Source organism: Neobacillus thermocopriae, from assembly GCF_010975035.1.
GTDB lineage: Bacteria > Bacillota > Bacilli > Bacillales > Cytobacillaceae > Neobacillus > Neobacillus thermocopriae.
Map to the genome: position 1 here is coordinate 38779 of NZ_JAAIUV010000019.1, position 22202 is coordinate 60980.

At 36.6% G+C, this 22202-nt stretch carries 25 protein-coding genes; 22 read left to right on the forward strand and 3 right to left on the reverse strand.

What is annotated here, in order from left to right; translation table 11 throughout:
* Positions 1-150: 150 nt before the first annotated feature.
* The 13 genes from mltG to G4Z05_RS12110 all read left to right on the forward strand — a co-directional run bounded on the left by mltG (position 151) and on the right by G4Z05_RS12110 (position 13533).
* A complete protein-coding gene (gene mltG / locus G4Z05_RS12050; RefSeq protein WP_163252113.1) occupies positions 151-1275 on the forward strand; it encodes an endolytic transglycosylase MltG in 1125 nt (374 codons plus the stop codon).
* A gap of 224 nt (positions 1276-1499) precedes the next feature.
* Positions 1500-2150: an O-methyltransferase gene (locus G4Z05_RS12055; RefSeq protein WP_163252114.1), complete on the forward strand. Its 651-nt coding sequence runs from the start codon at positions 1500-1502 to the stop codon at positions 2148-2150.
* Positions 2147-3076: a peptidase U32 family protein gene (locus G4Z05_RS12060; RefSeq protein ID WP_163252115.1), complete on the forward strand. Its 930-nt coding sequence runs from the start codon at positions 2147-2149 to the stop codon at positions 3074-3076. The genes G4Z05_RS12055 and G4Z05_RS12060 overlap by 4 nt, the downstream gene beginning before the upstream one ends.
* Positions 3077-3103: 27 nt before the next feature.
* The gene (locus G4Z05_RS12065; RefSeq protein ID WP_163252116.1) at positions 3104-4375 is read left to right on the forward strand and encodes a peptidase U32 family protein; all 1272 of its coding nucleotides are present in this window, start codon (positions 3104-3106) and stop codon (positions 4373-4375) included.
* Between the two features lie 4 nt (positions 4376-4379).
* On the forward strand, positions 4380-5012 hold the full coding sequence (udk, locus tag G4Z05_RS12070; protein WP_038536348.1) for a uridine kinase: 633 nt from the start codon (positions 4380-4382) through the stop codon (positions 5010-5012).
* A 142-nt stretch (positions 5013-5154) separates the two neighbouring features.
* A complete protein-coding gene (gene greA / locus G4Z05_RS12075) occupies positions 5155-5631 on the forward strand; it encodes a transcription elongation factor GreA (protein ID WP_163252117.1) in 477 nt (158 codons plus the stop codon).
* A gap of 67 nt (positions 5632-5698) precedes the next feature.
* Positions 5699-7447, forward strand: coding sequence for a peptidoglycan D,D-transpeptidase FtsI family protein (locus tag G4Z05_RS12080; protein WP_163252118.1), 1749 nt, complete (start codon positions 5699-5701; stop codon positions 7445-7447).
* An 86-nt stretch (positions 7448-7533) separates the two neighbouring features.
* A complete protein-coding gene (locus G4Z05_RS12085; RefSeq protein WP_163252119.1) occupies positions 7534-8214 on the forward strand; it encodes a YrrS family protein in 681 nt (226 codons plus the stop codon).
* Positions 8215-8455: 241 nt separating this feature from the next.
* On the forward strand, positions 8456-9163 hold the full coding sequence (mtnN, locus tag G4Z05_RS12090; RefSeq protein ID WP_163252120.1) for a 5'-methylthioadenosine/S-adenosylhomocysteine nucleosidase: 708 nt from the start codon (positions 8456-8458) through the stop codon (positions 9161-9163).
* Between the two features lie 64 nt (positions 9164-9227).
* Complete coding sequence (locus tag G4Z05_RS12095; protein ID WP_163252121.1) at positions 9228-10151, forward strand: PLP-dependent cysteine synthase family protein; 924 nt, start codon at positions 9228-9230, stop codon at positions 10149-10151.
* A complete protein-coding gene (locus G4Z05_RS12100; protein ID WP_163252122.1) occupies positions 10152-11285 on the forward strand; it encodes a bifunctional cystathionine gamma-lyase/homocysteine desulfhydrase in 1134 nt (377 codons plus the stop codon). It abuts the gene before it with no gap.
* 506 nt (positions 11286-11791) lie between these two features.
* A complete protein-coding gene (locus G4Z05_RS12105; RefSeq protein WP_163252123.1) occupies positions 11792-11932 on the forward strand; it encodes a YrzI family small protein in 141 nt (46 codons plus the stop codon).
* Between the two features lie 632 nt (positions 11933-12564).
* Positions 12565-13533, forward strand: a complete 969-nt coding sequence (locus G4Z05_RS12110) for a F510_1955 family glycosylhydrolase (protein ID WP_163252124.1) — start codon at positions 12565-12567, stop codon at positions 13531-13533.
* Positions 13534-14083: 550 nt separating this feature from the next.
* Here G4Z05_RS12110 and sigK read toward each other — a convergent pair.
* Together sigK and pssA are read right to left on the reverse strand one after the other, a co-directional pair.
* Positions 14084-14800, reverse strand: a complete 717-nt coding sequence (sigK, locus tag G4Z05_RS12115; protein ID WP_163252125.1) for an RNA polymerase sporulation sigma factor SigK — start codon at positions 14798-14800, stop codon at positions 14084-14086.
* 186 nt (positions 14801-14986) lie between these two features.
* On the reverse strand, positions 14987-15526 hold the full coding sequence (pssA, locus tag G4Z05_RS12120) for a CDP-diacylglycerol--serine O-phosphatidyltransferase (RefSeq protein ID WP_163252126.1): 540 nt from the start codon (positions 15524-15526) through the stop codon (positions 14987-14989).
* A gap of 133 nt (positions 15527-15659) precedes the next feature.
* Here pssA and G4Z05_RS12125 point away from each other — a divergent pair, with 133 nt between their 5' ends.
* Positions 15660-16442 carry a phosphatidylserine decarboxylase gene (locus G4Z05_RS12125; protein ID WP_163252127.1) on the forward strand — a complete coding sequence of 261 codons (783 nt, stop codon included), beginning with the start codon at positions 15660-15662 and terminating at the stop codon, positions 16440-16442.
* Positions 16443-16517: 75 nt separating this feature from the next.
* Here G4Z05_RS12125 and sda read toward each other — a convergent pair whose 3' ends face one another.
* Complete coding sequence (gene sda / locus G4Z05_RS12130) at positions 16518-16658, reverse strand: sporulation histidine kinase inhibitor Sda (RefSeq protein ID WP_038536326.1); 141 nt, start codon at positions 16656-16658, stop codon at positions 16518-16520.
* Between the two features lie 460 nt (positions 16659-17118).
* Between sda and G4Z05_RS12135 the strand changes: the two genes are divergently transcribed.
* From G4Z05_RS12135 to G4Z05_RS12170, 8 genes are read left to right on the forward strand one after another with little or no spacing between them, the layout of a single operon-like run.
* The gene (locus tag G4Z05_RS12135) at positions 17119-17634 is read left to right on the forward strand and encodes a YqeG family HAD IIIA-type phosphatase (protein ID WP_163252128.1); all 516 of its coding nucleotides are present in this window, start codon (positions 17119-17121) and stop codon (positions 17632-17634) included.
* A 4-nt stretch (positions 17635-17638) separates the two neighbouring features.
* Positions 17639-18754, forward strand: a complete 1116-nt coding sequence (gene yqeH, locus G4Z05_RS12140) for a ribosome biogenesis GTPase YqeH (protein WP_163252129.1) — start codon at positions 17639-17641, stop codon at positions 18752-18754.
* A gap of 28 nt (positions 18755-18782) precedes the next feature.
* Positions 18783-19622 (forward strand): shikimate dehydrogenase, encoded by an 840-nt coding sequence (aroE, locus tag G4Z05_RS12145; protein ID WP_163252130.1) that lies wholly within the window; start codon positions 18783-18785, stop codon positions 19620-19622.
* Complete coding sequence (gene yhbY / locus G4Z05_RS12150; RefSeq protein WP_163252131.1) at positions 19616-19906, forward strand: ribosome assembly RNA-binding protein YhbY; 291 nt, start codon at positions 19616-19618, stop codon at positions 19904-19906. Before aroE ends, yhbY begins: the two co-directional genes overlap by 7 nt.
* Positions 19907-19925: 19 nt before the next feature.
* Complete coding sequence (locus G4Z05_RS12155) at positions 19926-20495, forward strand: nicotinate-nucleotide adenylyltransferase (protein ID WP_163252132.1); 570 nt, start codon at positions 19926-19928, stop codon at positions 20493-20495.
* Positions 20485-21051: a bis(5'-nucleosyl)-tetraphosphatase (symmetrical) YqeK gene (gene yqeK / locus G4Z05_RS12160; protein ID WP_163252133.1), complete on the forward strand. Its 567-nt coding sequence runs from the start codon at positions 20485-20487 to the stop codon at positions 21049-21051. The genes G4Z05_RS12155 and yqeK overlap by 11 nt, the downstream gene beginning before the upstream one ends.
* 3 nt (positions 21052-21054) lie before the next feature.
* Positions 21055-21402 (forward strand): ribosome silencing factor, encoded by a 348-nt coding sequence (rsfS, locus tag G4Z05_RS12165; RefSeq protein WP_144242957.1) that lies wholly within the window; start codon positions 21055-21057, stop codon positions 21400-21402.
* The gene (locus G4Z05_RS12170; protein ID WP_163252134.1) at positions 21399-22154 is read left to right on the forward strand and encodes a class I SAM-dependent DNA methyltransferase; all 756 of its coding nucleotides are present in this window, start codon (positions 21399-21401) and stop codon (positions 22152-22154) included. Before rsfS ends, G4Z05_RS12170 begins: the two co-directional genes overlap by 4 nt.
* The last annotated feature ends 48 nt before the right edge of the window (positions 22155-22202 follow it).

A 22202-nucleotide genomic window follows, 5' to 3' on the forward strand; every position in this document is an offset into this window, starting at 1 on the left:
CCGAGTCTACATGCAGTAGTCGGTGAATTGAATTTTTACAATACCTGTCACCTTTTGACAAAATGAAGGGAAAATTGACATTTTATTAGCTATGTGTTGAAATGATTACATATGTATATCCAGCCAAATCCAAGGCATAGGGGGATTGGAATGACAGGAGACAAAAATGACACTTTTCGTCAAAAAATGCTTGAACACCAAAATGAAGCAAGAATTGTACGAAAGATTGTACTTATAATTTCTATAATATTGATATTCGTTTTTGCCCTAATCGGTGGCGGTGGCTATCTTTATATACAATCAGCATTAAAACCAGTAGATCCTGACAGCAAGGTTAAAAAGAAAGTGGAAATTCCTATTGGATCTTCAGTATCAAGCATTAGTGAAAAGTTGGAGAAAAACGGTATTATTAAAGATGCGAAGGTCTTTAAGTATTATGTTAAATTTAAAAATGAAAGTGGATTTATGGCAGGGATTTATGAATTAAGCCCTTCGATGGATATCCAGGAAATCGTTGATCGATTGAAAACGGGCAAAGTACTTGCGGAGGCTAGTTTCAAAATTACTATTCCAGAAGGAAAACAATTAAAAGAAATTGCAGCTATCATGGCTAAAGCAACAAATCAGGATGAAACTCAAGTCTTCAATCAATTGAATGATAAGGAATTTATTAAGAAACTTATGAACAAATATCCTGATCTTCTAACAAGTGATATTTTAAATCCTCAAATAAAATATCCGCTTGAAGGTTATTTATTTCCTGCCACTTATCCATTCTATAAACCAAACCCAACAGTGGAGGAAATGGTAATCGCCATGCTTAATAAATCGCAACATGTCTTATCAGACTATATTGAGCGGGGAAAAGAAAAAAACTTAACTGTTCATCAATTATTAACGATGGCCTCTTTAATCGAAGAGGAAGCTACAGAACAAGCAGATCGAAAGAGGATTGCGAGTGTATTTTATAATCGTATTGAAAAGGGGATGATGTTGCAAACAGATCCTACCGTTCTTTATGCTCAAGGGAAGCATAAAGAGAGAGTAGTCTATAAAGATTTAGAAGTGGATTCCCCTTATAATACTTATAAACATACTGGATTACCCCCTGGACCAATCGCGAATGCCGGAAGAGTATCACTAGAAGCGGCAGTGGATCCGGAAGAATCTGATTTTTATTATTTCCTTGCAACATCGGATGGTAAGGTAATTTTCACTAAAACATTGGAAGAACATAACAAGGAAAAAGCAAAGCATATTACCAATAAAAAATAACAATATTAGCGAGGGAATTGTTAGCATTCCCTCTTTTTTTATGATAGAATAGTTCAAGTATGAATAAGTAAACGAAATGGATTCAAAGAAAAGGTTACTTACTAAAATTCTTTTCTTGTGAAAACCAATGCTTATTTTGGCGTCATTTACTGTGAACGCTATTTTTTATGTCTAAAGACTAGTACTTTGGAAACAATGCTTTTTAAGGATTGAGGTGAGGCAGCTTGTTAGATGAAAAGCTGCATTTTTATATAGAGGGGCTCATTCCTGAGCGAAATACATTGTTTATGGAAATGGAAGCATATGCTAAGGAACACCATGTCCCTATAATGGAACTTGCTGGAATGGAGACCATGCTTCAATTACTTAGAATCCATCGGTCCCAAAAAATTCTAGAGGTTGGAACGGCGATTGGATACTCTGCCTTAAGAATGGCAAATACTCTAAAAGATGCGCACATTATTACGATTGAACGTGATGAAAAACGGATTCAATTGGCAAAGGAATTTATTCAACGATCTGGACATCATTCTCAAATTACTCTGATCGAAGGAGATGCGCTGGAAGTTGAGAATCTTGTTCAAAGATATGCCCCATTTGATGCGATTTTTATTGATGCAGCAAAAGGTCAATATCAAAAATTCTTTACGATCTATTCACAATATTTAAACCCTGATGGAATGATTATTACAGATAATGTTCTATTTAAAGGACTTGTTGCAGAGACGAATATAGAATCCAAAAGAACTCGAAATCTTGTTAAAAAGATCGATGAATTTAACCGTTGGTTAATGAGTCATCCTGATTATGATTCCATTATTCTTCCTGTTGGAGATGGGGTTGCCATTAGTAGAAGAAGAGGTGAGAGCAAATGAAAAAAACGGAATTACTAGTTACTCCGATTTCGGTTGATGATATTGTACCATTAGCAGATGCAGGAGCGGATGCCTTTGTAGTTGGTGAACAACGATATGGTTTAAGGCTCGCCGGTGAGTTTAATAGGGAGCAAGTTAAAAAGGCGATCGAACTGGCACACTCTAAAGGTAAAAAAGTATATGTAGCCATGAATGCGATTTTTCATAATGATAAAGTGGATGAATTGAACGATTATATACAATTTGTCTCTGATGCCAAAGCAGATGCGATTATTTTTGGTGATCCGGCTGTTCTTATGGCCGTAAGAGAGACAGAACCAAAAATGAAGCTTCATTGGAGTACGGAAACAACGGGAACAAACTGGTATACTTGCAACTATTGGGGTAGAAAAGGCGCGAAAAGAGCAGTATTAGCTCGTGAAATCAACATGGACGCAATATTAGAAATTAAGGAAAAGGCGGAAGTGGAGATTGAAGTACAGGTACATGGCATGAGCTGTATGTTCCAATCAAAGCGTTCTCTTCTTGGTAACTACTTTGAGTATCAAGGAAAAGTGATGGAGATTGAAAAGGGCAAAGAGCAAAAGAATATGTTCCTTCACGATAAAGAGCGCGATAATAAATATCCGATATTTGAAGATGAAAATGGGACTCATATTATGAGCCCAAATGATATTTGTATTATTGATGAGCTTCAAGATATGCTTGAAGCTGGAGTTGATTCTTTTAAAATTGACGGGATTTTAAAAAGTCCTGAATATATTTTGGAAGTAACAAAATTATACCGTAAAGCCATCGATTTATATTATGAAAACCCAGATCTTTATGAAGATCAAAAGGACGAGCTATTGGCTGCGATTGAGAAAATTCAGCCGCCAAACCGTCCGCTCGATACAGGATTCTTCTTCAAAGAAACTGTATATTAATTTTCCATAGAAGGAGGAGTTCAAATCTTGAATACAGTTAAAGATAAGATTTCTGAGATTATAGATGGAAAACGTGTCATTGTGAAAAAGCCGGAACTCCTTGCACCTGCAGGCAATCTTGAAAAACTGAAAATTGCTGTTCATTATGGAGCAGATGCCGTGTTTATTGGTGGACAGGAATATGGACTTCGCTCCAATGCAGATAATTTTACCTTGGAGGAAATGAAGGAAGGGGTAGAATTTGCAAAAAAATACGGAGCTAAAATATATGTAACAACCAATATTTATGCTCATAATGAAAATATTGACGGTCTTGAAGAATACTTGATTGGGTTAAAAGAAGCTGGAGTTCATGGAGTAATTGTAGCGGATCCGCTTATTATTGAAACTTGTCGTCGCGTTGCTCCGGAAATTGAGGTTCACTTGAGTACGCAGCAGTCTCTGTCAAACTGGAAGGCAGTCCAATTCTGGAAAGAAGAAGGACTTGAGCGAGTTGTTTTAGCGCGTGAGACAAGTGCTGAAGAAATTAAAGAAATAAAGGAAAAGGTAGATATTGAAATTGAAACCTTTATTCATGGGGCAATGTGTATTGCTTATTCTGGACGTTGTACATTAAGTAATCATATGACAGCGCGTGATTCTAACCGTGGTGGTTGCTGCCAGTCTTGTCGCTGGGATTATGACCTCTATCAGCTGGAAGGAAATAATCAAGAGACACCACTATTTTCAGAAGGTGACGCACCTTTTGCAATGAGCCCTAAGGATTTAAATCTGATTCAGTCTATTCCTAAAATGATTGAATTGGGTATCGACAGCTTGAAAATTGAAGGTCGTATGAAATCCATTCACTATATTGCCACAGTTGTTAGTGTTTATCGCAAAGTAATCGATGCTTATTGTGCTGACCCTGATAATTTTGTCATTAAGAGTGAATGGTTAAAAGAGCTTGATAAATGTGCCAACCGTGAAACCGCACCTGCATTTTTTGAAGGTGTTCCGGGGTATAAAGAGCAAATGTTTGGTAATCATAGCAAAAAAACTAGCTTTGAATTTGTTGGGCTAGTATTGGATTATGATAAAGAAACACAAATGGTTACTTTACAGCAGCGCAACCATTTTAAACCGGGAGATGAAGTCGAGTTCTTTGGACCAGAAATTCAGAATTTTACCCATGTGATTGATAAAATTTGGGATGAAAAAGGAAATGAACTGGATGCAGCTAGACATCCGCTTCAAATTGTACGTTTTAAACTGGACAAACCGGTTTATCCAAACAACATGATGCGAAAGGAGAACTAACTTAATGCGCAAACCGGTTGTAATTGGTGTAACCGGCGGTTCCGGGTCGGGGAAAACCAGTGTAACAAAAGCGATTTATGAAAGATTTAAAGATCATTCGATTTTAGTCATTGAACAGGATTTTTATTATAAGGACCAAAGTCATTTGCCGTTTGAAGAACGTTTAAAAACGAATTATGACCATCCGTTGGCCTTTGATAATGATTTGTTGATTGAACATATTGAGAAACTTTTAAGATATGAACCGATTGAAAAACCTGTTTATGATTATGCTCTCCATACGCGTTCGGATCAAATTATTCACGTGGAACCGAAGGATGTTATAATTGTAGAGGGGATTTTGGTTCTTGAGGATAAGCGTCTTCGTGAGTTGATGGATATCAAGGTATTTGTGGATACGGATGCTGACATTAGAATTATCCGTCGCCTACAAAGGGATATTCAAGAACGTGGACGCACTTTGGATTCTGTCATTGATCAATATGTTAATGTTGTACGTCCAATGCATAATCAATTTATTGAACCAACCAAGCGCTACGCGGACATCATTATTCCGGAAGGCGGACAAAATTTTGTTGCTATTGATTTAATGGTCACTAAAATTCAAACAATTCTTGAACAAAAAGTAATTTTATGAAACAATAGCAAAAGATAATGAAAAAGTTTGCGCGCGCCCTATTTATAGGACGCGCTCCTACTTATTTGCATTTAGGCATACTTATTACATATTATTCATACACAATCTATGGGGGTTGTGAACACTAGAAGGAGTGAGGGTTTTGTCTACAGAGAAAGTTTTCCCAATGACACAAGCTGGAAAAGAAAAATTGGAACAGGAGCTTGAATACTTAAAAACCGTTAAACGGAAAGAGGTAGTAGAGAGAATTAAGATTGCCAGAAGTTTTGGGGATTTATCAGAAAACTCTGAGTATGATTCCGCAAAAGAAGAGCAAGCCTTTGTAGAAGGTAGAATTACAACCTTAGAAAATATGATTCGTAATGCGAAGATTATTGATGAAGGAGAAATGCTTGGTGATACGGTCACACTAGGTTCCTCAGTTACATTTGTGGAACTTCCGGATGGAGAGGAAGAAACGTATACCATTGTTGGAAGTGCGGAAGCCGATCCGTTTGAAGGAAAAATTTCCAATGATTCTCCGATAGCCAAAAGCCTGTTAGGTAAAAAAGTAGGCGATCAAGTTACTGTTCAAACTCCAGGCGGAGAAATGAATGTTCGAATTGTGAGCATTAAATAAACTAAAATTTATGTATTATCGTTTGAAATACATCCACCTCGTCAACACTTTTGACGAGGTGTTTTTTATGTGGAGAAAAAGAACCGTAGGCTGGCTTATATTATGTATGGTTTGTTTATTGCTCCTAATCGCTCGATTAGTTCAAATTCAATTGTTGGACACTGAATCGTTTTCAAAACATAATGTAAATTTACTTGAAGAAAGTGTGAAGCAAAGGACTCAAGAATTAGTTATAGATAGCGGCAGAGGGGATTTTCTTGATCGTAACGGTGAGCTACTTACGCATAAAAAGCTACGAGTGCTTGTATTGTTCCCATTTTTAAAGAAAATAGATTGGGACGCAGAAAAGGTGGCCGAAATAGCAGGGATTTCGAACCAAGCTCTTCGAAATGCTGTAGAAAATGCGAAAAAGCCATTTGCCTTCGGTGAACCCTACCCTATTGAACTAACCACTTCACAAATGGAGAGAATCAATGCTTTAAAAATACCTGGTGTTTTTGCAGTGGAAAAAAAATTTGAACGGGCTAGTGTTCCTGCTGAACAGTTAATTGGTTTAACTGGAGAAAATGCCTCATTGCTTAAAAAACGCTACCCGGAAAAAGAATTACCAGAAAAAACACAGGTTGGGGTATCTGGGCTTGAGGAAAGTTTTGATGAATTTCTCTTACCAGAAGGGCCAACAAAGCTAGTTTATCATGTTGATGGAGGTGGGGCTCCATTGTTTGGGATTAATGTAAAATATGTCGATCCAGCTAACCCATTTTATCCAGTAAATGTTCGAACTACCATTGATCAAACAATTCAACAGAAGGCGGAGGAGTTAGTGGATCAATACAAGATTAAAAAAGGCGGACTTGTCCTTCTTAATATTGAAGATAATAGTGTCTTGGCCATGGTTTCTCGCCCGAAAATCAATAAAAAGAATCCCTATGAAGGATCAGGTATTACTAATAGAATGTTAAAACAGGAGATTATGGGATCTGTTTTTAAAACTGTTGTCGCAGCTGCAGCCATTGAGCATAATTTGGATGATCCAACTCGAATTTTTGATTGTACGAAAAAAATTAATGGAAAACCTGAACGAAAGTATAACCATGGGAAATTAAATTTTACCGAAAGTTTTGCTAGAAGTTGTAACCGAACTTTTGGGGAGCTAGCAAAAGAATTGCAAAAAAAAGATCCATCTATATTGGAAGAATATGCAGAAAAACTATCATTGATCGGATCTGTCGGCTGGAAGGGAGAAATTTATCATACCGATGACTTCAGACAGTTTCCAAATGAGGATAAGGGACGAGTATTTTTATCTGATGAAGCTAGAAAGGATGCTAATTTCGTAGCTATGTCAGGGATTGGGCAGCATGAGGTGAGAGCGACACCATTAGCTGTAGCAAATATGATGGCAACCATCGCCAGAGGCGGTCAAAAGGAAATGGTAAGAGCTGTTTCTAAAATTCAATATAAAAATGGTACGACAATGGTTGAATTTCCTGAAAAAAATTTATCAGGGGAATCCATTTCTCCCTATACAGCTATGAAATTGCAAAAATTATTGCGTGAAGTTGTTTTGAATCCAAATGGTACTGGGAGAGCTTTAAGTTCTCTTCCTTATTCAGTTGCAGGAAAGTCTGGTACCGCTGAAACGGGAAAATATGAGGACGGAAAGCAGCTTCATAATAAGTGGTTTGCTGGCTATTTTCCTTTTGAAAAACCGAAATACGCGTTAGTCGTAGTGAATTTGGATGTAAAAGAAACAGGAAACACGGTTAATCTAATATTTGCGGACATGGTTAAAATGTTGTATGAACTCGATTAAACCGGGCTAATAAGGAAAATTCCTTCAAGTTCTTTTGAAATCATGTTAAAATATTCACAGCCTGATGGAAGGAAGGAGTGTTTATTTTGAATAATGATTTTCAGAAGAACTCACGTTCATTGTATCGTGCTAAAAGAAGGAAAACGAATTTAATCTTAAATAGTTTGATTGTAATTGTTCTTACATTAATCATAATCGTAGCCTATAATATTTTTGCTACTGGCAATGATGAAAAAGCTACAACCCAGGAGGCATCTCCAAAAACCGAGCATAAGACAGCGACAAATAATAAAGAAAAGAAAGAGGAAACAGAGGAAAAGAAAGATGAAAAGGTAGAAGAGTCCTCTAAGGAGGAAGATGCTAACCTAGAAGAGGAACAGGAAGAAGAAGCCTCTGCATCTGAACAAGCGGATGAATCTCAAGCAGTTATTACTGAAGGAGGCAGTAACTCCAATGTTATAAGGACAATTGTTAACCCTTCATGGAAACCAGTTGGGACAACCCAAACGGGAGAACATACAGTCGTATATGATAAATCTTCTGTTGACTGGCAGGAAATGTTAAATGCCATTTCATATGCAACTGGTTTAGATCAAAGCAATATGACTGTTTATTGGCTTGGGAGGGATCGAACAACGGCTAATTCTTCAATAGGAACAGTGGCTTCTAAAGACAAATCGTTAAAATATAAAGTGTATATTACGTGGGTAGACAATGAAGGTTGGATGCCGACGAAAGTGGAAGAAATAGCTGAAATTCAAAGATAGCGAATGAAAATAGGACAGTGCTCTTATCGAGCGCCGTCCTATTTATTTTGAAACAGTCCTCATTCGTAATTCATAGTATACTTATAGAAATTTTGTTACATTCACGTAACTCGATGTTGGAAAGTATGAATGAAATGATGGTACAATGAGAGTTGCGGATACGATGGAAGAAACTGAGGAAAATAAAAGGAAGAAATCGTTTAGCAACTAAGACTTTGTAAATGGTAGGAGAGAGGGAAAAATGAAAATTGCTATAATTGGAGCAATGGAAGAAGAAGTTACGTTATTACGTGAACATATTGAAAATAAAACGCAAGAAACAGTGGCGGGATGTGAATTCACGTTTGGTAAGATGCATGGTACGGATGTCATTTTATTACGTTCAGGAATTGGAAAAGTTAATGCAGCCATGTCTACCACTATTTTGCTTGAAAAATATAAACCTGATTGCATCATAAATACAGGATCAGCTGGTGGATTAAATCCAGATTTAAATGTTGGAGATGCCGTTATATCGACAGAAGTCCGCCACCACGATGTTGATGTAACCGCATTTGGTTATGAATATGGTCAGGTACCACAGCTTCCAGCAGCCTTCCTCGCAGACGAGAAATTATTAACTGTAGCTGAAAAGGCTGCAAAAGAATTGGATAATTTTAAAGTCGTAAGAGGATTAATTGCTACAGGCGATTCTTTCATGGAAAATGCTGAACGGGTAGAATATATCCGGACAAAATTTAACGATTTGCAAGCAGTGGAAATGGAAGCAGCAGCTATTGCTCAGGTAGCCCATCGTTTTGAAGTACCTTTTGTGATTATCCGTTCGCTTTCAGACATCGCTGGTAAGGAATCAAACATTTCATTTGACCAGTTTATTGATAAAGCAGCTACTAATTCCGCCACTTTGGTCATGAAAATGGTTGCAGAATTGAGTACTGACAATCAATAATGGATTGACTCTAAATATGTTTGTTAATTAGAGCGCAAATCAATGGCCTAATAGGAGTGAAAAAATGAAGGTATATAAAAACGTCCATGAATTAATTGGGCATACCCCATTAGTTGAAATTACTCAGTTTTCTTTACCTGAAGGCGTTCGCTTATTCGCAAAACTGGAATTTATGAATCCGGGTGGAAGTGTCAAAGACCGGCTTGGTATGCAATTGCTACATGAAGCATTTGCAAGTGGTAAATTAAAAAAAGGTGGAACCATTATTGAACCAACTGCAGGAAATACAGGCATAGGTTTGGCACTTGCTGCTATAAATAAAGGAATACAAGTTATTTTCTGTATTCCAGAAAAGTTTAGTATGGAAAAGCAGGAAATTATGAAAGCTCTTGGCGCTAAAATTGTCCATACACCAACAGAAAAAGGAATCAAAGGTGCCATTGAGAAAGCAAAGGAGCTTCTTCAAGAAATTCCTGGTTCCTATTGTCCACAACAATTTGCTAATCCAGCTAATCCAGAAACTTATTATAAAACACTTGGTCCAGAACTATGGGAACAGTTGGATGGGCAACTTCATATATTTGTGGCCGGTGCTGGATCAGGTGGTACATTTATGGGGACAGCCCGCTATTTAAAAGAGCAAAACAAGGAGATCAAAACGGTCATCGTGGAGCCTGAAGGTTCCATTTTAAATGGTGGAGAGCCAGGCCCGCATAAAACAGAAGGTATTGGAATGGAATTTTTGCCACCATTTATGGATCCTTCCTATTTTGATGCTATCCATACTGTTTTGGATAAAGATGCTTTCTTTTATGTAAAAGAACTTGCTGCTAAAGAAGGATTGCTGGTGGGTAGTTCTTCAGGGGCCGCATTTTATGCAGCATTAATAGAAGCTAAGACAGCCAAACCAGGTACTAATATTGTAGTGGTATTTCCTGATGGTAGTGAGCGTTACTTAAGCAAAAAGATTTTTGAAGGTGGGATATAAATGAGAAGAAAAACGAAATTGATTCATGGTGGTATTAGTGAAGATCCGGCAACTGGTGCAGTGTCTTTTCCTATTTATCAGGTCAGCACATATAAGCAGGAGGGTGTTGGAGGCCATAAAGGATTTGAGTATTCAAGAACAGGGAATCCGACAAGGCATGCGTTGGAGGAGCTGATTAAAGATATTGAGGGTGGTACTGCCGGTTTCGCCTTTGGTTCTGGAATGGCGGCTATTACTGCCGTAATCATGTTGTTTAACAGCGGTGACCATGTGATTTTGACGGATGATGTATACGGTGGTACATACCGTGTAATGACTAAGGTGCTTAATCGTTTTGGAATTGAATCAACATTTGTTGATACAAGTAATATTGAAAATATTAAGAGTCAAATTAGGCCAAATACAAAAGCTATTTACTTGGAAACTCCAACAAACCCATTGTTAAAAGTGACGGATATTGAAGCGGCATCCAGACTGGCAAAAGAACATAATCTGTTAACAATTGTTGATAACACTTTTTCAACTCCATATTGGCAAAATCCAATTGAATTGGGCGCAGATATTGTCCTTCATAGTGCTACAAAATATATTGGGGGCCACAGTGATGTGGTAGCGGGGCTGGTTGTAGTTAATAGCGACCAACTTGCTCAAGATCTTCATTTTATCCAAAATTCCACAGGAGGGGTTTTAGGACCGCAAGATTCCTGGTTACTGATTAGAGGAATAAAGACACTCGGAATTCGAATGGAAGAAACAGAAGCAAATACGAAGGCGATTGTAGAATTCCTCCAAGGGCATCCGAAGGTGAAAAAGGTATACTATCCAGGATTGGAAACACACCCGAACCATGATATTGCCAAAAAACAGGCAAGAGGCTTTGGCGGTATGGTCTCTTTTGATGTTGGAAGTGCAGAAATTGCCGACCAAGTTTTAAGTAAAATAAAATATTTTACTTTGGCTGAAAGTTTAGGAGCGGTTGAAAGCCTAATTTCCGTACCGGCAAGAATGACTCATGCTTCTATTCCTGCTGATAGAAGAGCAGAACTTGGAATCAGCGACGGACTTATTCGTATTTCAGTAGGACTTGAAGATGTTCAAGACCTAATTGAAGATTTAACTCAAGCACTTGAATAATGACCAAAAGGTAACAGAGACATATGGAAGTTTCATATGGTCCCTGTTACCTCTATTAATATTTAATGTGTATTTTCTTTGATTTTGTGAGGAAAAAAACATTCGAAGAAGTAGATAAAAAGAGGTCATAAGAGGTACAGGATTTTTATTTCTTTAAAAAATTCTGAAAAAAGGTTTACAAATTTTATCATTGTGGATATACTTACCTTTGTAAGTAAAAAATTCTAAGGAGGTTGAAGGTAATGTTATTAATTTATACAAGTGCAATGAAAACTTTATATTTTAATAACACACATTCGACCAGATTGGAATGGATTGCTTAATTTTTATTATATGCTTACATATCCATGCCGCAGGGAGAATGGTGCCCTGCGGCTTTTTGTGTCAGTTTTTCTGATATGGCCGCAAGGGGATGACTTCTTGCGGCTTTTTTATTCCTTTTTTACTCTCTAATTGGATATGTTTTGCATAAATTGAAGATGTTTGTAAAAAGGAGGTGTTTATAAATGACCTTAAATATTTTATTTTTCACCATCACTGTGAAAAAGCGTGAAGTTAGTCTCGAAGAGGCAGTTAGACAGGAAATGGTCGAGCAAATCTACGAGAAAAACAAAGATCGCCAAATATCGATGTACCGAATGATGTAATGTTTTATATGAAATGATCAAATTTTTGCAAAGAAAGGGGATAGAAAAATGATTTTTCTATTACAAAAACGGGGAGCAGTTATTTGGGATTTGAAGGATACTACTTAGTGGTGTGAATGTCGGATTTAGCTGATGAAATATTACTATTATCGATAACTTTATTATCTAAGAAAAAAGAATCAAAATGTTAACATAATGTTCAAAATTCCTAAAGATAATAACAGTTTTTATATGATAAATTGTAGTTAGAAACAGGATAATCTAAGGGGTGGAGAACATGTTTATGATTGCGATGGCTTTCATTATTACAGGTGCAATTGGATGTGTTATTTCAGCTGAGATTAGTGCTGAAGTGTAAATAGAAAAGCGTAAGCACTTTGCAGCGCCTATGCAATGTTGACATAATATTTTTAGCCTAATAAAAAAGCATTGATCCAGTCTATTGTGGATTGATGCTTTTTTTAATGCCTATTTCTTCTGTTTTTTTAGATAATCATTTATGACATTAAGGCAGGAGTGGACATTTTGATCAAAATGACATTTCTTAGTATGTATTATGCCAAATATTTGACAATTTCTCTATAAAAGAGTATATGTTGGAGGGATAAGGCATTTATAGGAGGAAGTATTCATTGAAGGATCTAAAATATTTTTGGTTAATGTTTTTCATATTAATCATTTCCGCGACTACCGGTTGTTCTTATAAGAGTGAGGATCTCCAAAAAGAACAAGAAAAAAATGTGGCTCTACCGAAGTTTGACATTAAAGAAGCAAACTCTTTAAACATAAGCCGTATCTTTGGGCTTGGCTATCCTGGTAATGACGATGCCCTATACTTAGCCACAAATGACGGTTTGAAAATGTATAAGCAAGGAAAATGGACAGAAACAACGGTCAATACTCATAAATTTATGGGATTTCAGGCATTGGAAAATGGTTTTATTTCAAGCGGACATCCACAAAAAGGGACAGGCCTTAAAGATCCTCTTGGTTTAGTTCGAAGTGAAAATAAAGGGGAGACCCTTGAAAAATTGGCCTTCTATGGAGAAACGAATTTTGCCTTCATGGCTGCAGATTATTCTGGTGAGGCAATATATGTCATAAGTGAAAAGCCAAAAGAAGGCTTAAGTGCAGGTGTGAACTATTCTAAAGATAGAGGGAAGACATGGAAAAAAAGTGAGTTCAAAGATTTTCGTGCCGATTCAATGGGGATGATTGCTGTACAGCCAAACAACGGGGATATTATGGCAATGGCTACCCGCACAGGGATTTATTATTCGAATGATAACGGGAATACTATGCAACTTATTACAGATCCCTTAATGGTTACAGCATTAACATTTTCGGGGGACTCGCTTCTTTATTCAAGTGTTGAAAATGAAAAAATTTTATTAAAAAAAATGAATCCTATAACAAAAGAACAAATCTCTCTATCCATTCCATACCTTGATTACGATAATCCAATAACTTACTTATCCGTTAATCCTAAAAATCAAAATCAAATGGCATTTACAACTTATAAAAATGATTTATATGAATCATCTGATGGTGGGAAAACATGGAATCAACTGTTGGATAACGGTAAAAAAGAGAAGAAGTAATGAATTGAACTCTGAATGTAAGACACGGAAAATTAGGCTGTAGCCAAGGCATGAGTTCAGAATTGTACTGGATTCATGCTTTTTTGCTTTAAAAAGTGTTTAACTCCAGCCCCCTAGCGGCGAAATGTCTTCACTCTACACCCTACGATAATCCAATATCGATTTGCTTTCGCTCTTCATGTTTCTAATATCTCTTTTCGAGGACACCAAAAGGAAGGCTCCGGCAGCATCAACATCGCACGACCGAAATCGATAGCTTTTGGGAGGAGGTTATACACCTCTAAGCCGGGGGGCTTCCATTTTCCAGTAAGTTAAGAAAATAGATATTTGACTTTGAGATTGTCTAGTCCCAGCGCCCTAGCGGCGAGACGCCTACGATTTCCGCCCTACGATAAGTCAACATCGAATCGCTATCGCTCTTCGTGTTTCCTATATCTCAGTTGGAGAGCTCCACAACGAAGGCTCCGGCAGCATTAACATCGCACGACCGAAATCAATAGCTTTTGGGAGGAGGTCATACGCCGCTAAGCAGGACGCTTTTGCTTTTCTTTTAACTTTTCTTCTTTTTTTCTTTTTCCGCTCGGTAAAATTCATGAAACATTTTCATTAATGCACGTTTTTCAATTCTTGAAACATAGCTACGTGAAATCCCTAGTTCTTTTGCGATTTCCCGCTGAGTTTTTTCTTTCTGTAAATCGAGACCAAAGCGACTAATAATAACTTCTTTTTCCCTGCTGTCTAGGACTTCAATATATTTTTTTATTTTCTCAAGTTCCATGTTTAGCTGTATGGTATCGATAACATCCTCTGATTCAGATTTTAAAACATCAATTAAGGAAATTTCATTACCTTCTTTATCCTGGCCTATCGGATCGTGTAATGAAACATCTTTTTTTGTTTTCTTTAGTGCTCGGAGGTGCATAAGTATTTCGTTTTCAATACATCTTGCCGCATAGGTGGCTAACTTTGTTCCTTTCCCCTCAGAATAGCTTTCTATTGCTTTAATTAATCCAATTGTCCCGATGGAAATTAAATCTTCTGAATCTTCTCCTGTATTTTCAAATTTTTTCACGATATGTGCAACAAGTCGTAAATTGTGCTCAATGAGCATATTTCGTGCATGGGGATCCCCTTCTGCCATTAATTTTAAATACTTACGTTCATCAGCAGCGGATAGGGGTTGGGGGAAAGCATTATTCTTTACGAATGAAACAAGAAATAAAAACTCTTTAATGAAATATCCAAGAGCCGTTAAGATTCCAGACATCCTTATCCACCCCGTTCTAATTGGACTTTAGCCTATAATTAATTCGTATGAATAAAACGGGAAATTGTGTCTGTCCAGAACAAATAAAATTATATGAAGTAATAGGATAATAAAATGACTTACTTTTCTGTTACAAAAAGTAAGTCACTTTGAAATGAATCATATTGGAAGAGTAAATTTTGAAGTTTATACTTTTCTAATTTTAAAAGTACTGACCATAAGGAATGAAAGTATGATGATAATAAATAAGAAAGTATGAGATGGGATATAAGGAATGGCCAAGTAGCTTAATGTGGCTAAACATCCTGCGGCAGTGATGGGTAAACCAGTAAAGTAGCCGTTACTTTCTGTAATGTTAAATCGAGCCAGTCTAAAGGCACCGCAGCCAATATAAAAAACAGTGAAAAATAAACCCGGTCCACCAAATTCATGCAGAATACCTTGATAAAGTAATAGTGCGGGAGCTACACCAAATGATATAATATCACTCATGGAATCCAATTGTTTCCCAAGTTCTGATTCAATATTAAATTTACGTGCAATCATACCGTCAAATCGGTCGGCAAGTGCTGCAATAAAAATAAGCAACAAGCTTAGACGAAGATTTCCATGGATACCAAAAACGATGGCAAATCCACCTAATGATAAGTTCGTTAATGTAATGACATTGGCTGTTTGAGATTTTAATTTTTTAATAGTCTGATCTAAGACATCTAATAAAAACATTATTGCTATATCACTCCTTTTCTTTAGCCAAAGGAATATATTTTTCTAGCATTTTACACTATAATATTTAATTTTAGTGTTTTTATGTCTGTTCGTAAAGAGTATTTTTACACTATTTGGGAGGACTGTTCCAATGATACAAATACTATACCGACTATTGATTGAGTTAACGAATGGAAGATATTCATCCGCCTTGTTAAAAAGATTTACCAAATCCAGGGCCAGCCGATTCATTATTCCATCCTTCGTAAGAGTTTACCGTATAAACAAAGCAGAGATGGAAAAAGAGCTTCATGAGTTTCAGACCCTTCATGATCTATTTATTAGAAAGCTTAAAAAGGAAGTTAGAACCATTGATAAATCCTATAACACGGTTGTCAGTCCTGTTGATGCTGTTCTTGAAGACATGGGGACAATAAGAGAAAATAGCGATATTATTGTCAAAGGTAAAACCTATTCGGTCGAAGAGATGCTTGGTGATCGGCAAGTTATGGAAAAATATTTACATGGATCTTATTTAATTCTTTATTTAAGTCCAAGCCACTATCATCGCATCCATAGTCCGGTTTCCGGCACGGTTAAAAAACAGTGGACACTTGGCAGGAAATCATACCCTGTGAATAAATGGGGCTTAAAATATGGTGTTAGAACGTTGGCAAAAAATTATCGGGTTATTACCGAGGTTGAGACAGAGTTTGGACATGTGGCAATTGTAAAGGTGGGCGCAATGTTTGTCAATTCCATCGAAACTATCCATAAGGGTTCGATATTAGAAAAAGGTGAAGAAGTGGCCTATTTTACATTTGGTTCTACGGTAGTTCTGTTGTTTGAGAGAAATATTTTTAATCCAGAAAGTCTGAATGTGCCAAGAGAAGTCAAGGTAGGAGAAAAAATAGGGGTTCTTCATCGAAAATAAAGGAAACGAGGCGTGCATTCACGCCGTTTTTTAAACTAAGAAAAAGAAAAGCCCTTATTATAGGGCGAGAGATGGTTAAGATGATTTTTTTATTTTGGTGATTAAAGAACGACGGCGAATTTCAGATTCAATCAGGCTGATAAATTCAGGACTTAAGTTAAGTTCCCTTGCTTTAAAATAAGATTCAATTAATAATTCGTCTGACAGTCTGCGCACGTCAATTTCCACCTCCGATAATAATAAAGTGTTCTAAGGTGTATAAAGGACTCATATAATGTTACGTTCAATTGGTGTAACCTAAATCTACCAAATTTATTCCTGTAGAACAACTGTTCTAAATATCCACATCTTCCAGTGGATAACCTGTGGTTATGTTGTTCACAAAGTATGGAAAAGCACAGGATTCAATGGGTATAATGTTAATAATTTTATCCACAAGTGTCAATAGAGTAGATGTTTGTCGAAAAATATTTTTTGAAAACGGAGATTTTTCTAAGTAAGTCATAAAAATATTGCAGAGACTTATGTATTTGAATTTCATGGATTGTCGAAAATTGAAAACAATAATAATAGTATTTTTCATAAAAAAATGCATCCACATTTCTTTTGAAACATAGATGGAAATTGGTTATGATTGTACAAGTAAAGAGAAGTCCATTAATGAGGTGTCAAATAAGTGTTAAAACAATTTTTACCGGATGAGCATGTAAAAAGTATTCTTGATATAAAACCGGAACAATTAAAATCTAGAGGAATAAAAGGAATTATTACAGATTTGGACAATACTTTAGTTGAATGGGATCGTCCTAGTGCTACACCTACACTGATTCAATGGTTTGAAGAGATGAAAAAACATCAAATTCTGGTCACTATTGTTTCTAATAATAATGAAGACAGGGTGAAAGCATTTGCTGATCCACTTGGTATACCTTATATTTTTCAAGCCAGAAAACCCCTAGGCAGAGCTTTTAACAAAGCTCTATCCCAAATGGGCATTAAAAAAGAGGAAGCTGTAGTTATTGGGGATCAGCTATTGACAGATGTACTAGGAGGAAATCGCTCTGGATTTCATACCATATTAGTAGTCCCAGTTGCTCAAACGGATGGGTTTTTTACTAAATTTAACCGCTTTGTAGAACGAAGAATTATGAATTGGTTCAAGAAAAAAGGATTATTACAATGGGAGGAGTAATGTAGTGACTGACCAACAACATATTTGTATCGGCTGCGGAGTAAAGGTCCAAACGGAAAACCCAGAGGGACTAGGATATGCCCCATCCTCCGCATTAGAAAAAGAAACAATCATTTGTCAAAGGTGCTTTCGACTAAAGCATTATAATGAAGTTCAAGATGTTAGTTTAACTGACGATGATTTCTTAAAAATATTAAATGGACTTGGAAAAACAGATGCTTTAATTGTTATGATCGTCGATATTTTTGATTTTAACGGTAGCTGGCTACCAGGACTACATCGATTTGTTGGGCATAACAAAGTAATTCTCGTTGGTAATAAAGTCGATCTATTGCCTAAATCAGTAAAACATAACAAATTAATCAACTGGATGAAACAGCAGTCAAGAGAACTTGGATTAAGGCCGGAGGAAGTTTTTCTTGTTAGTGCAGCAAAAGGATGGAATATTAAAGAAACGGCTGCAGCTATTGATGAAATTAGAGACGGAAAAGATGTGTATGTTGTAGGTTGTACAAATGTAGGTAAGTCGTCCTTTATTAATAGAATTATTAAAGAAGTGACTGGAGAAGGAGATATTATTACTACTTCTCATTTTCCGGGGACTACACTAGACATTATTAAAATACCTCTTGATGACGAAAAATCTCTAATAGATACTCCAGGTATTATTAACCATCATCAAATGGCCCATTTTGTGGATAAAAAGGATTTAAAGATAATTACGCCAAAAAAAGAAATTAAGCCAAAGGTTTTTCAATTAAATGAAGGACAAACTTTGTTTTTCGGTGGTTTGGCTCGGTTTGATTATGTGAATGGAGGCTCGTCCCCTAGAAGATCCTTTGTATGTTATTTTTCGAATGAGTTACATATTCATCGTACAAAAACAGAAAATGCAGATGAGCTTTACAAAAAACATGTCGGTGAAATGTTGATGCCGCCGAGGAAGGAATATGTCGATTCTTTTCCGGGATTTGTTAAGCAAGAGTTCATTGTAAAAGAAGCAAAAACGGATATTGTATTCTCAGGACTTGGATGGATTACAGTAAATGAACCAGGTGCAAAATTAATTGCCTATGTTCCAAAAGGAGTCCAAGCAATGATTCGAAAATCATTAATATAAATCAAAGAATCTTGGGTGGGGAGAAAAAGTGAAAAAGCTATTTGCCGTTTTAGGGAACCCAATTGGACATTCCATGTCCCCATTAATGCATAATGATTTATTTTCATATTATGAAATTGATGCACATTATCTTCCGTTTCAGGTTCGCGCTGAAGATCTGGAAGATGCAGTTAAAGGCTTAAGAGCCATCGGGGTAGGGGGATTTAATGTGACGGTGCCACATAAAAGTTCCATTATTCCCTTCCTTGATGAAGTAGATCCTTTAGCTAAAAGTATAGGAGCCGTTAATACGGTAGTCAATCAAGGAGGAAAACTGATTGGCTATAATACAGACGGACCAGGTTTTCTCAAAGGATTAACAGCTTGCTATCCATCAATAACAGGAAAAAAGGTTCTTGTGATTGGAGCTGGTGGAGCGGCTAGAGCCATTTATTTTACTTTAGCTAAAGAAAAGCCTGTCACTCTTGATATTGCTAATCGAACGCCGAATAATGCGTTAAGTCTAATAAAAGATTGTCCATATTCGGTAGTCTCCAACGCTTATTCGCTGGAAGAAGCGGGAAAACAATTGGTTGAATATGATCTAATTGTTCAAACAACATCCATTGGAATGTCGCCAAATACATCTGAACTGCCGATTTCTGTGAATGAGATAAAAAAGGAGTCTATGGTTTGTGATATTATATACAATCCTTTGGAAACTAAGTTTTTACAAATGGCGAAACAACATGGTGCACAAATTCAAAATGGAATTGAAATGTTCGTTTATCAAGGAGCGCTTGCGTTTGAAATATGGACAGATATTTTTCCTGATGTAAAACGAATGAGAGAAAACGTATTAAGACAACTTGGAGGTCATACATGTTAACAGGTAAACAAAAAAGGTTTTTACGTTCTAAAGCTCATCATTTAGATCCGATTTTTCAAGTGGGTAAAGGCGGAGTAAATGAAAACATGATAAACCAAATTAAAGATGCCCTTGAGGCGAGAGAGCTTTTAAAAGTGAGTGTCTTGCAAAACTGTGATGAGGATAAAAATGTAGTGGCACAGCAGCTTGCGGAAGGTACAGAAGCAGAAATTGTGCAAATAATTGGTAATACGATTGTACTTTATAAGGAATCAGTGGAAAATAAACAAATTATTTTGCCGTAAAAACTGGGAGGTTACGGGTATGAAGAGGATTGGAATATTAGGTGGAACATTTGACCCACCGCATAACGGACATTTACTCATTGCAAATGAAGTTCAATCCTCATTAAATCTTGATGAGGTTTGGTTCATGCCTAATCAAGAGCCACCTCATAAAATGAAATCGGGTTCTGCTAGTAATGAAAATCGGCTTGAAATGCTAGAACGGGCCATTAAAGATAACAAAGCTTTTCATATTCAGCCTTTGGAACTTGAAAGAGAAGGTCCTTCCTACACGTTTGATACAATGAAAATTCTGCATGAAAAATATGAAGGATACCAATTTTTCTTCATTATTGGTGCGGATATGATTGAATATCTGCCAAAATGGCATAAAATTGATGAATTAATTAAACTAGTTCAATTTGTTGGTGTGAAGCGCCCGTCCTATAATCATCAAACTGATTATCCGATTCTCTATGTAGACGTACCCTTATTTGATGTTTCATCAAGTATGATTAGAGAAAGATTGAACACTGGTAAAACGGTAAAGTATTTATTACCTGAACTGGTCATTGATTATATTGAGGAGAATCATTTATATGGAACGTGAAGAAGCACTAAAAATTGTAAAAGTACAACTAACCGAGCATCGATATCAGCATACATTGGGTGTTATGGAAACGGCTATTTCGTTAGCAAGGTTGTATGGAGCAGATGAAAAAAAGGCTGAATTAGCAGCCATTTTTCATGATTATGCAAAATTCCGTCCGAAAGAGGAAATGCGTGAAATTATTAAATCACAATCATTTCCCCAAGATTTACTGGAATACAATGCAGAACTATGGCATGCGCCTGTTGGGGCATATCTAGTGGAAAAAGAAGCTGGAATTACTGACAATGAAGTACTGGATGCAATCCGTTATCATACTTCAGGGAGACCTGGGATGACTCTGCTTGAAAAAATTATTTATTTGGCAGACTATATAGAACCGGGAAGACAATTTCCAGGAGTAGATGAAGTCAGAGAACTTGCAAAGGAAAGTTTGGATAAAGCTTTGATAAAATCTGTTCAAAATACGATTAACTTTTTAATGAAAAAAAATCAACCCGTTTATCCTGAAACCTTTCATATGTATAATGATTTAATAAAAAAACAGGAGGCTTGATTGATGGAATTACTCAAAATTGCGGTAAAAGCTGCTGATGACAAACGGGCAGAAGATATTATTGCCCTAAACATGAAGGGGATTTCTTTGATTGCTGATTATTTTATCATTTGCCATGGTAATTCTGATAAACAAGTACAGGCTATTGCTAGGGAAATACGGGAGAAAGCCCTTGAACATGGCTATGATGTAAAAAGAATGGAAGGCTTTGATGAAGCAAGGTGGGTTTTAATTGATTTGGGGGATGTTGTTGCCCATGTATTCCATCGAGATGAGCGAAGCTATTATAATCTGGAACGGCTATGGGGAGATGCTCCAAAAGTAGATGTGATGAGTGAGTTGAATTCATGAACTCATATAAACATTTTGCCTATCTATATGATGAACTCATGAAAGACGCCCCATATGATGAATGGGTTCAATTTGTCCAGAGGAAGTTAAAGAAATATCAACTAAACAGGCAGTCGCTAAGCTTGCTTGACCTAGCTTGCGGAACAGGAGAGTTATCGGTTCGTTTTGCCAAAGAAGGCTTTCAAGTAACCGGCGTTGATTTATCAGCAGACATGCTTGCGGTAGCCCAAGCAAAAGGTGAAAAGAATGGTTTATCAATCCCGTTTTTTCAGCAAAATATGGCGGAATTAGAGGGATTGGGACTATTTGATCTAATAGGGATTTTTTGTGACTCTTTAAATTATTTGGAGTCTGAGCAAGAAGTCCAAGATACCTTTGCTAAAGTATTCCAGCACCTAAAGCCGGGTGGACTGTTTATTTTTGATGTTCATTCCATTTATAAAATTACCCAAGTATTTATGAATGAAACATTTGCATTGAATGAAGAGAAAATCTCATATATTTGGAATAGTTTTCCTGGTGAGTATTCAAATTGTGTCGAACATGAGCTTACCTTTTTTGTTTGGGATGAAGGAACAGGAAAGTATGATCGCTATGATGAATTTCACGTTCAGCGCACTTTCACAGTCCAGCAATATTCTGGCTGGTTATCCGAAGCTGGCTTTCAAGTGCAAGAAGTAAATGCAGATTTTGAAGATAGTCCCCCTCAGCAGTATTCTGAACGAATCTTTTTTATCGCAAGAAAAGAATAGAAGCCATCTTTTTAAAAAAGATGGCTTCTTTAATTTTTTTAAGATTTG

What these genes read in the sequence shown, in the direction of transcription:
- mltG (WP_163252113.1), top strand. Translation starts at nt 151, where the DNA reads ATGACAGGAGACAAAAATGACACTTTTCGTCAAAAAATGCTTGAACAC.
- G4Z05_RS12060 (WP_163252115.1), top strand. Translation starts at nt 2,147, where the DNA reads ATGAAAAAAACGGAATTACTAGTTACTCCGATTTCGGTTGATGATATT.
- udk (WP_038536348.1), top strand. Translation starts at nt 4,380, where the DNA reads ATGCGCAAACCGGTTGTAATTGGTGTAACCGGCGGTTCCGGGTCGGGG.
- G4Z05_RS12080 (WP_163252118.1), top strand. Translation starts at nt 5,699, where the DNA reads ATGTGGAGAAAAAGAACCGTAGGCTGGCTTATATTATGTATGGTTTGT.
- mtnN (WP_163252120.1), top strand. Translation starts at nt 8,456, where the DNA reads ATGAAAATTGCTATAATTGGAGCAATGGAAGAAGAAGTTACGTTATTA.
- G4Z05_RS12095 (WP_163252121.1), top strand. Translation starts at nt 9,228, where the DNA reads ATGAAGGTATATAAAAACGTCCATGAATTAATTGGGCATACCCCATTA.
- G4Z05_RS12100 (WP_163252122.1), top strand. Translation starts at nt 10,152, where the DNA reads ATGAGAAGAAAAACGAAATTGATTCATGGTGGTATTAGTGAAGATCCG.
- G4Z05_RS12105 (WP_163252123.1), top strand. Translation starts at nt 11,792, where the DNA reads ATGACCTTAAATATTTTATTTTTCACCATCACTGTGAAAAAGCGTGAA.
- sigK (WP_163252125.1), bottom strand. Translation starts at nt 14,800, where the DNA reads ATGTCTGGAATCTTAACGGCTCTTGGATATTTCATTAAAGAGTTTTTA.
- pssA (WP_163252126.1), bottom strand. Translation starts at nt 15,526, where the DNA reads ATGTTTTTATTAGATGTCTTAGATCAGACTATTAAAAAATTAAAATCT.
- G4Z05_RS12125 (WP_163252127.1), top strand. Translation starts at nt 15,660, where the DNA reads ATGATACAAATACTATACCGACTATTGATTGAGTTAACGAATGGAAGA.
- yhbY (WP_163252131.1), top strand. Translation starts at nt 19,616, where the DNA reads ATGTTAACAGGTAAACAAAAAAGGTTTTTACGTTCTAAAGCTCATCAT.
- G4Z05_RS12155 (WP_163252132.1), top strand. Translation starts at nt 19,926, where the DNA reads ATGAAGAGGATTGGAATATTAGGTGGAACATTTGACCCACCGCATAAC.
- yqeK (WP_163252133.1), top strand. Translation starts at nt 20,485, where the DNA reads ATGGAACGTGAAGAAGCACTAAAAATTGTAAAAGTACAACTAACCGAG.
- rsfS (WP_144242957.1), top strand. Translation starts at nt 21,055, where the DNA reads ATGGAATTACTCAAAATTGCGGTAAAAGCTGCTGATGACAAACGGGCA.
- G4Z05_RS12170 (WP_163252134.1), top strand. Translation starts at nt 21,399, where the DNA reads ATGAACTCATATAAACATTTTGCCTATCTATATGATGAACTCATGAAA.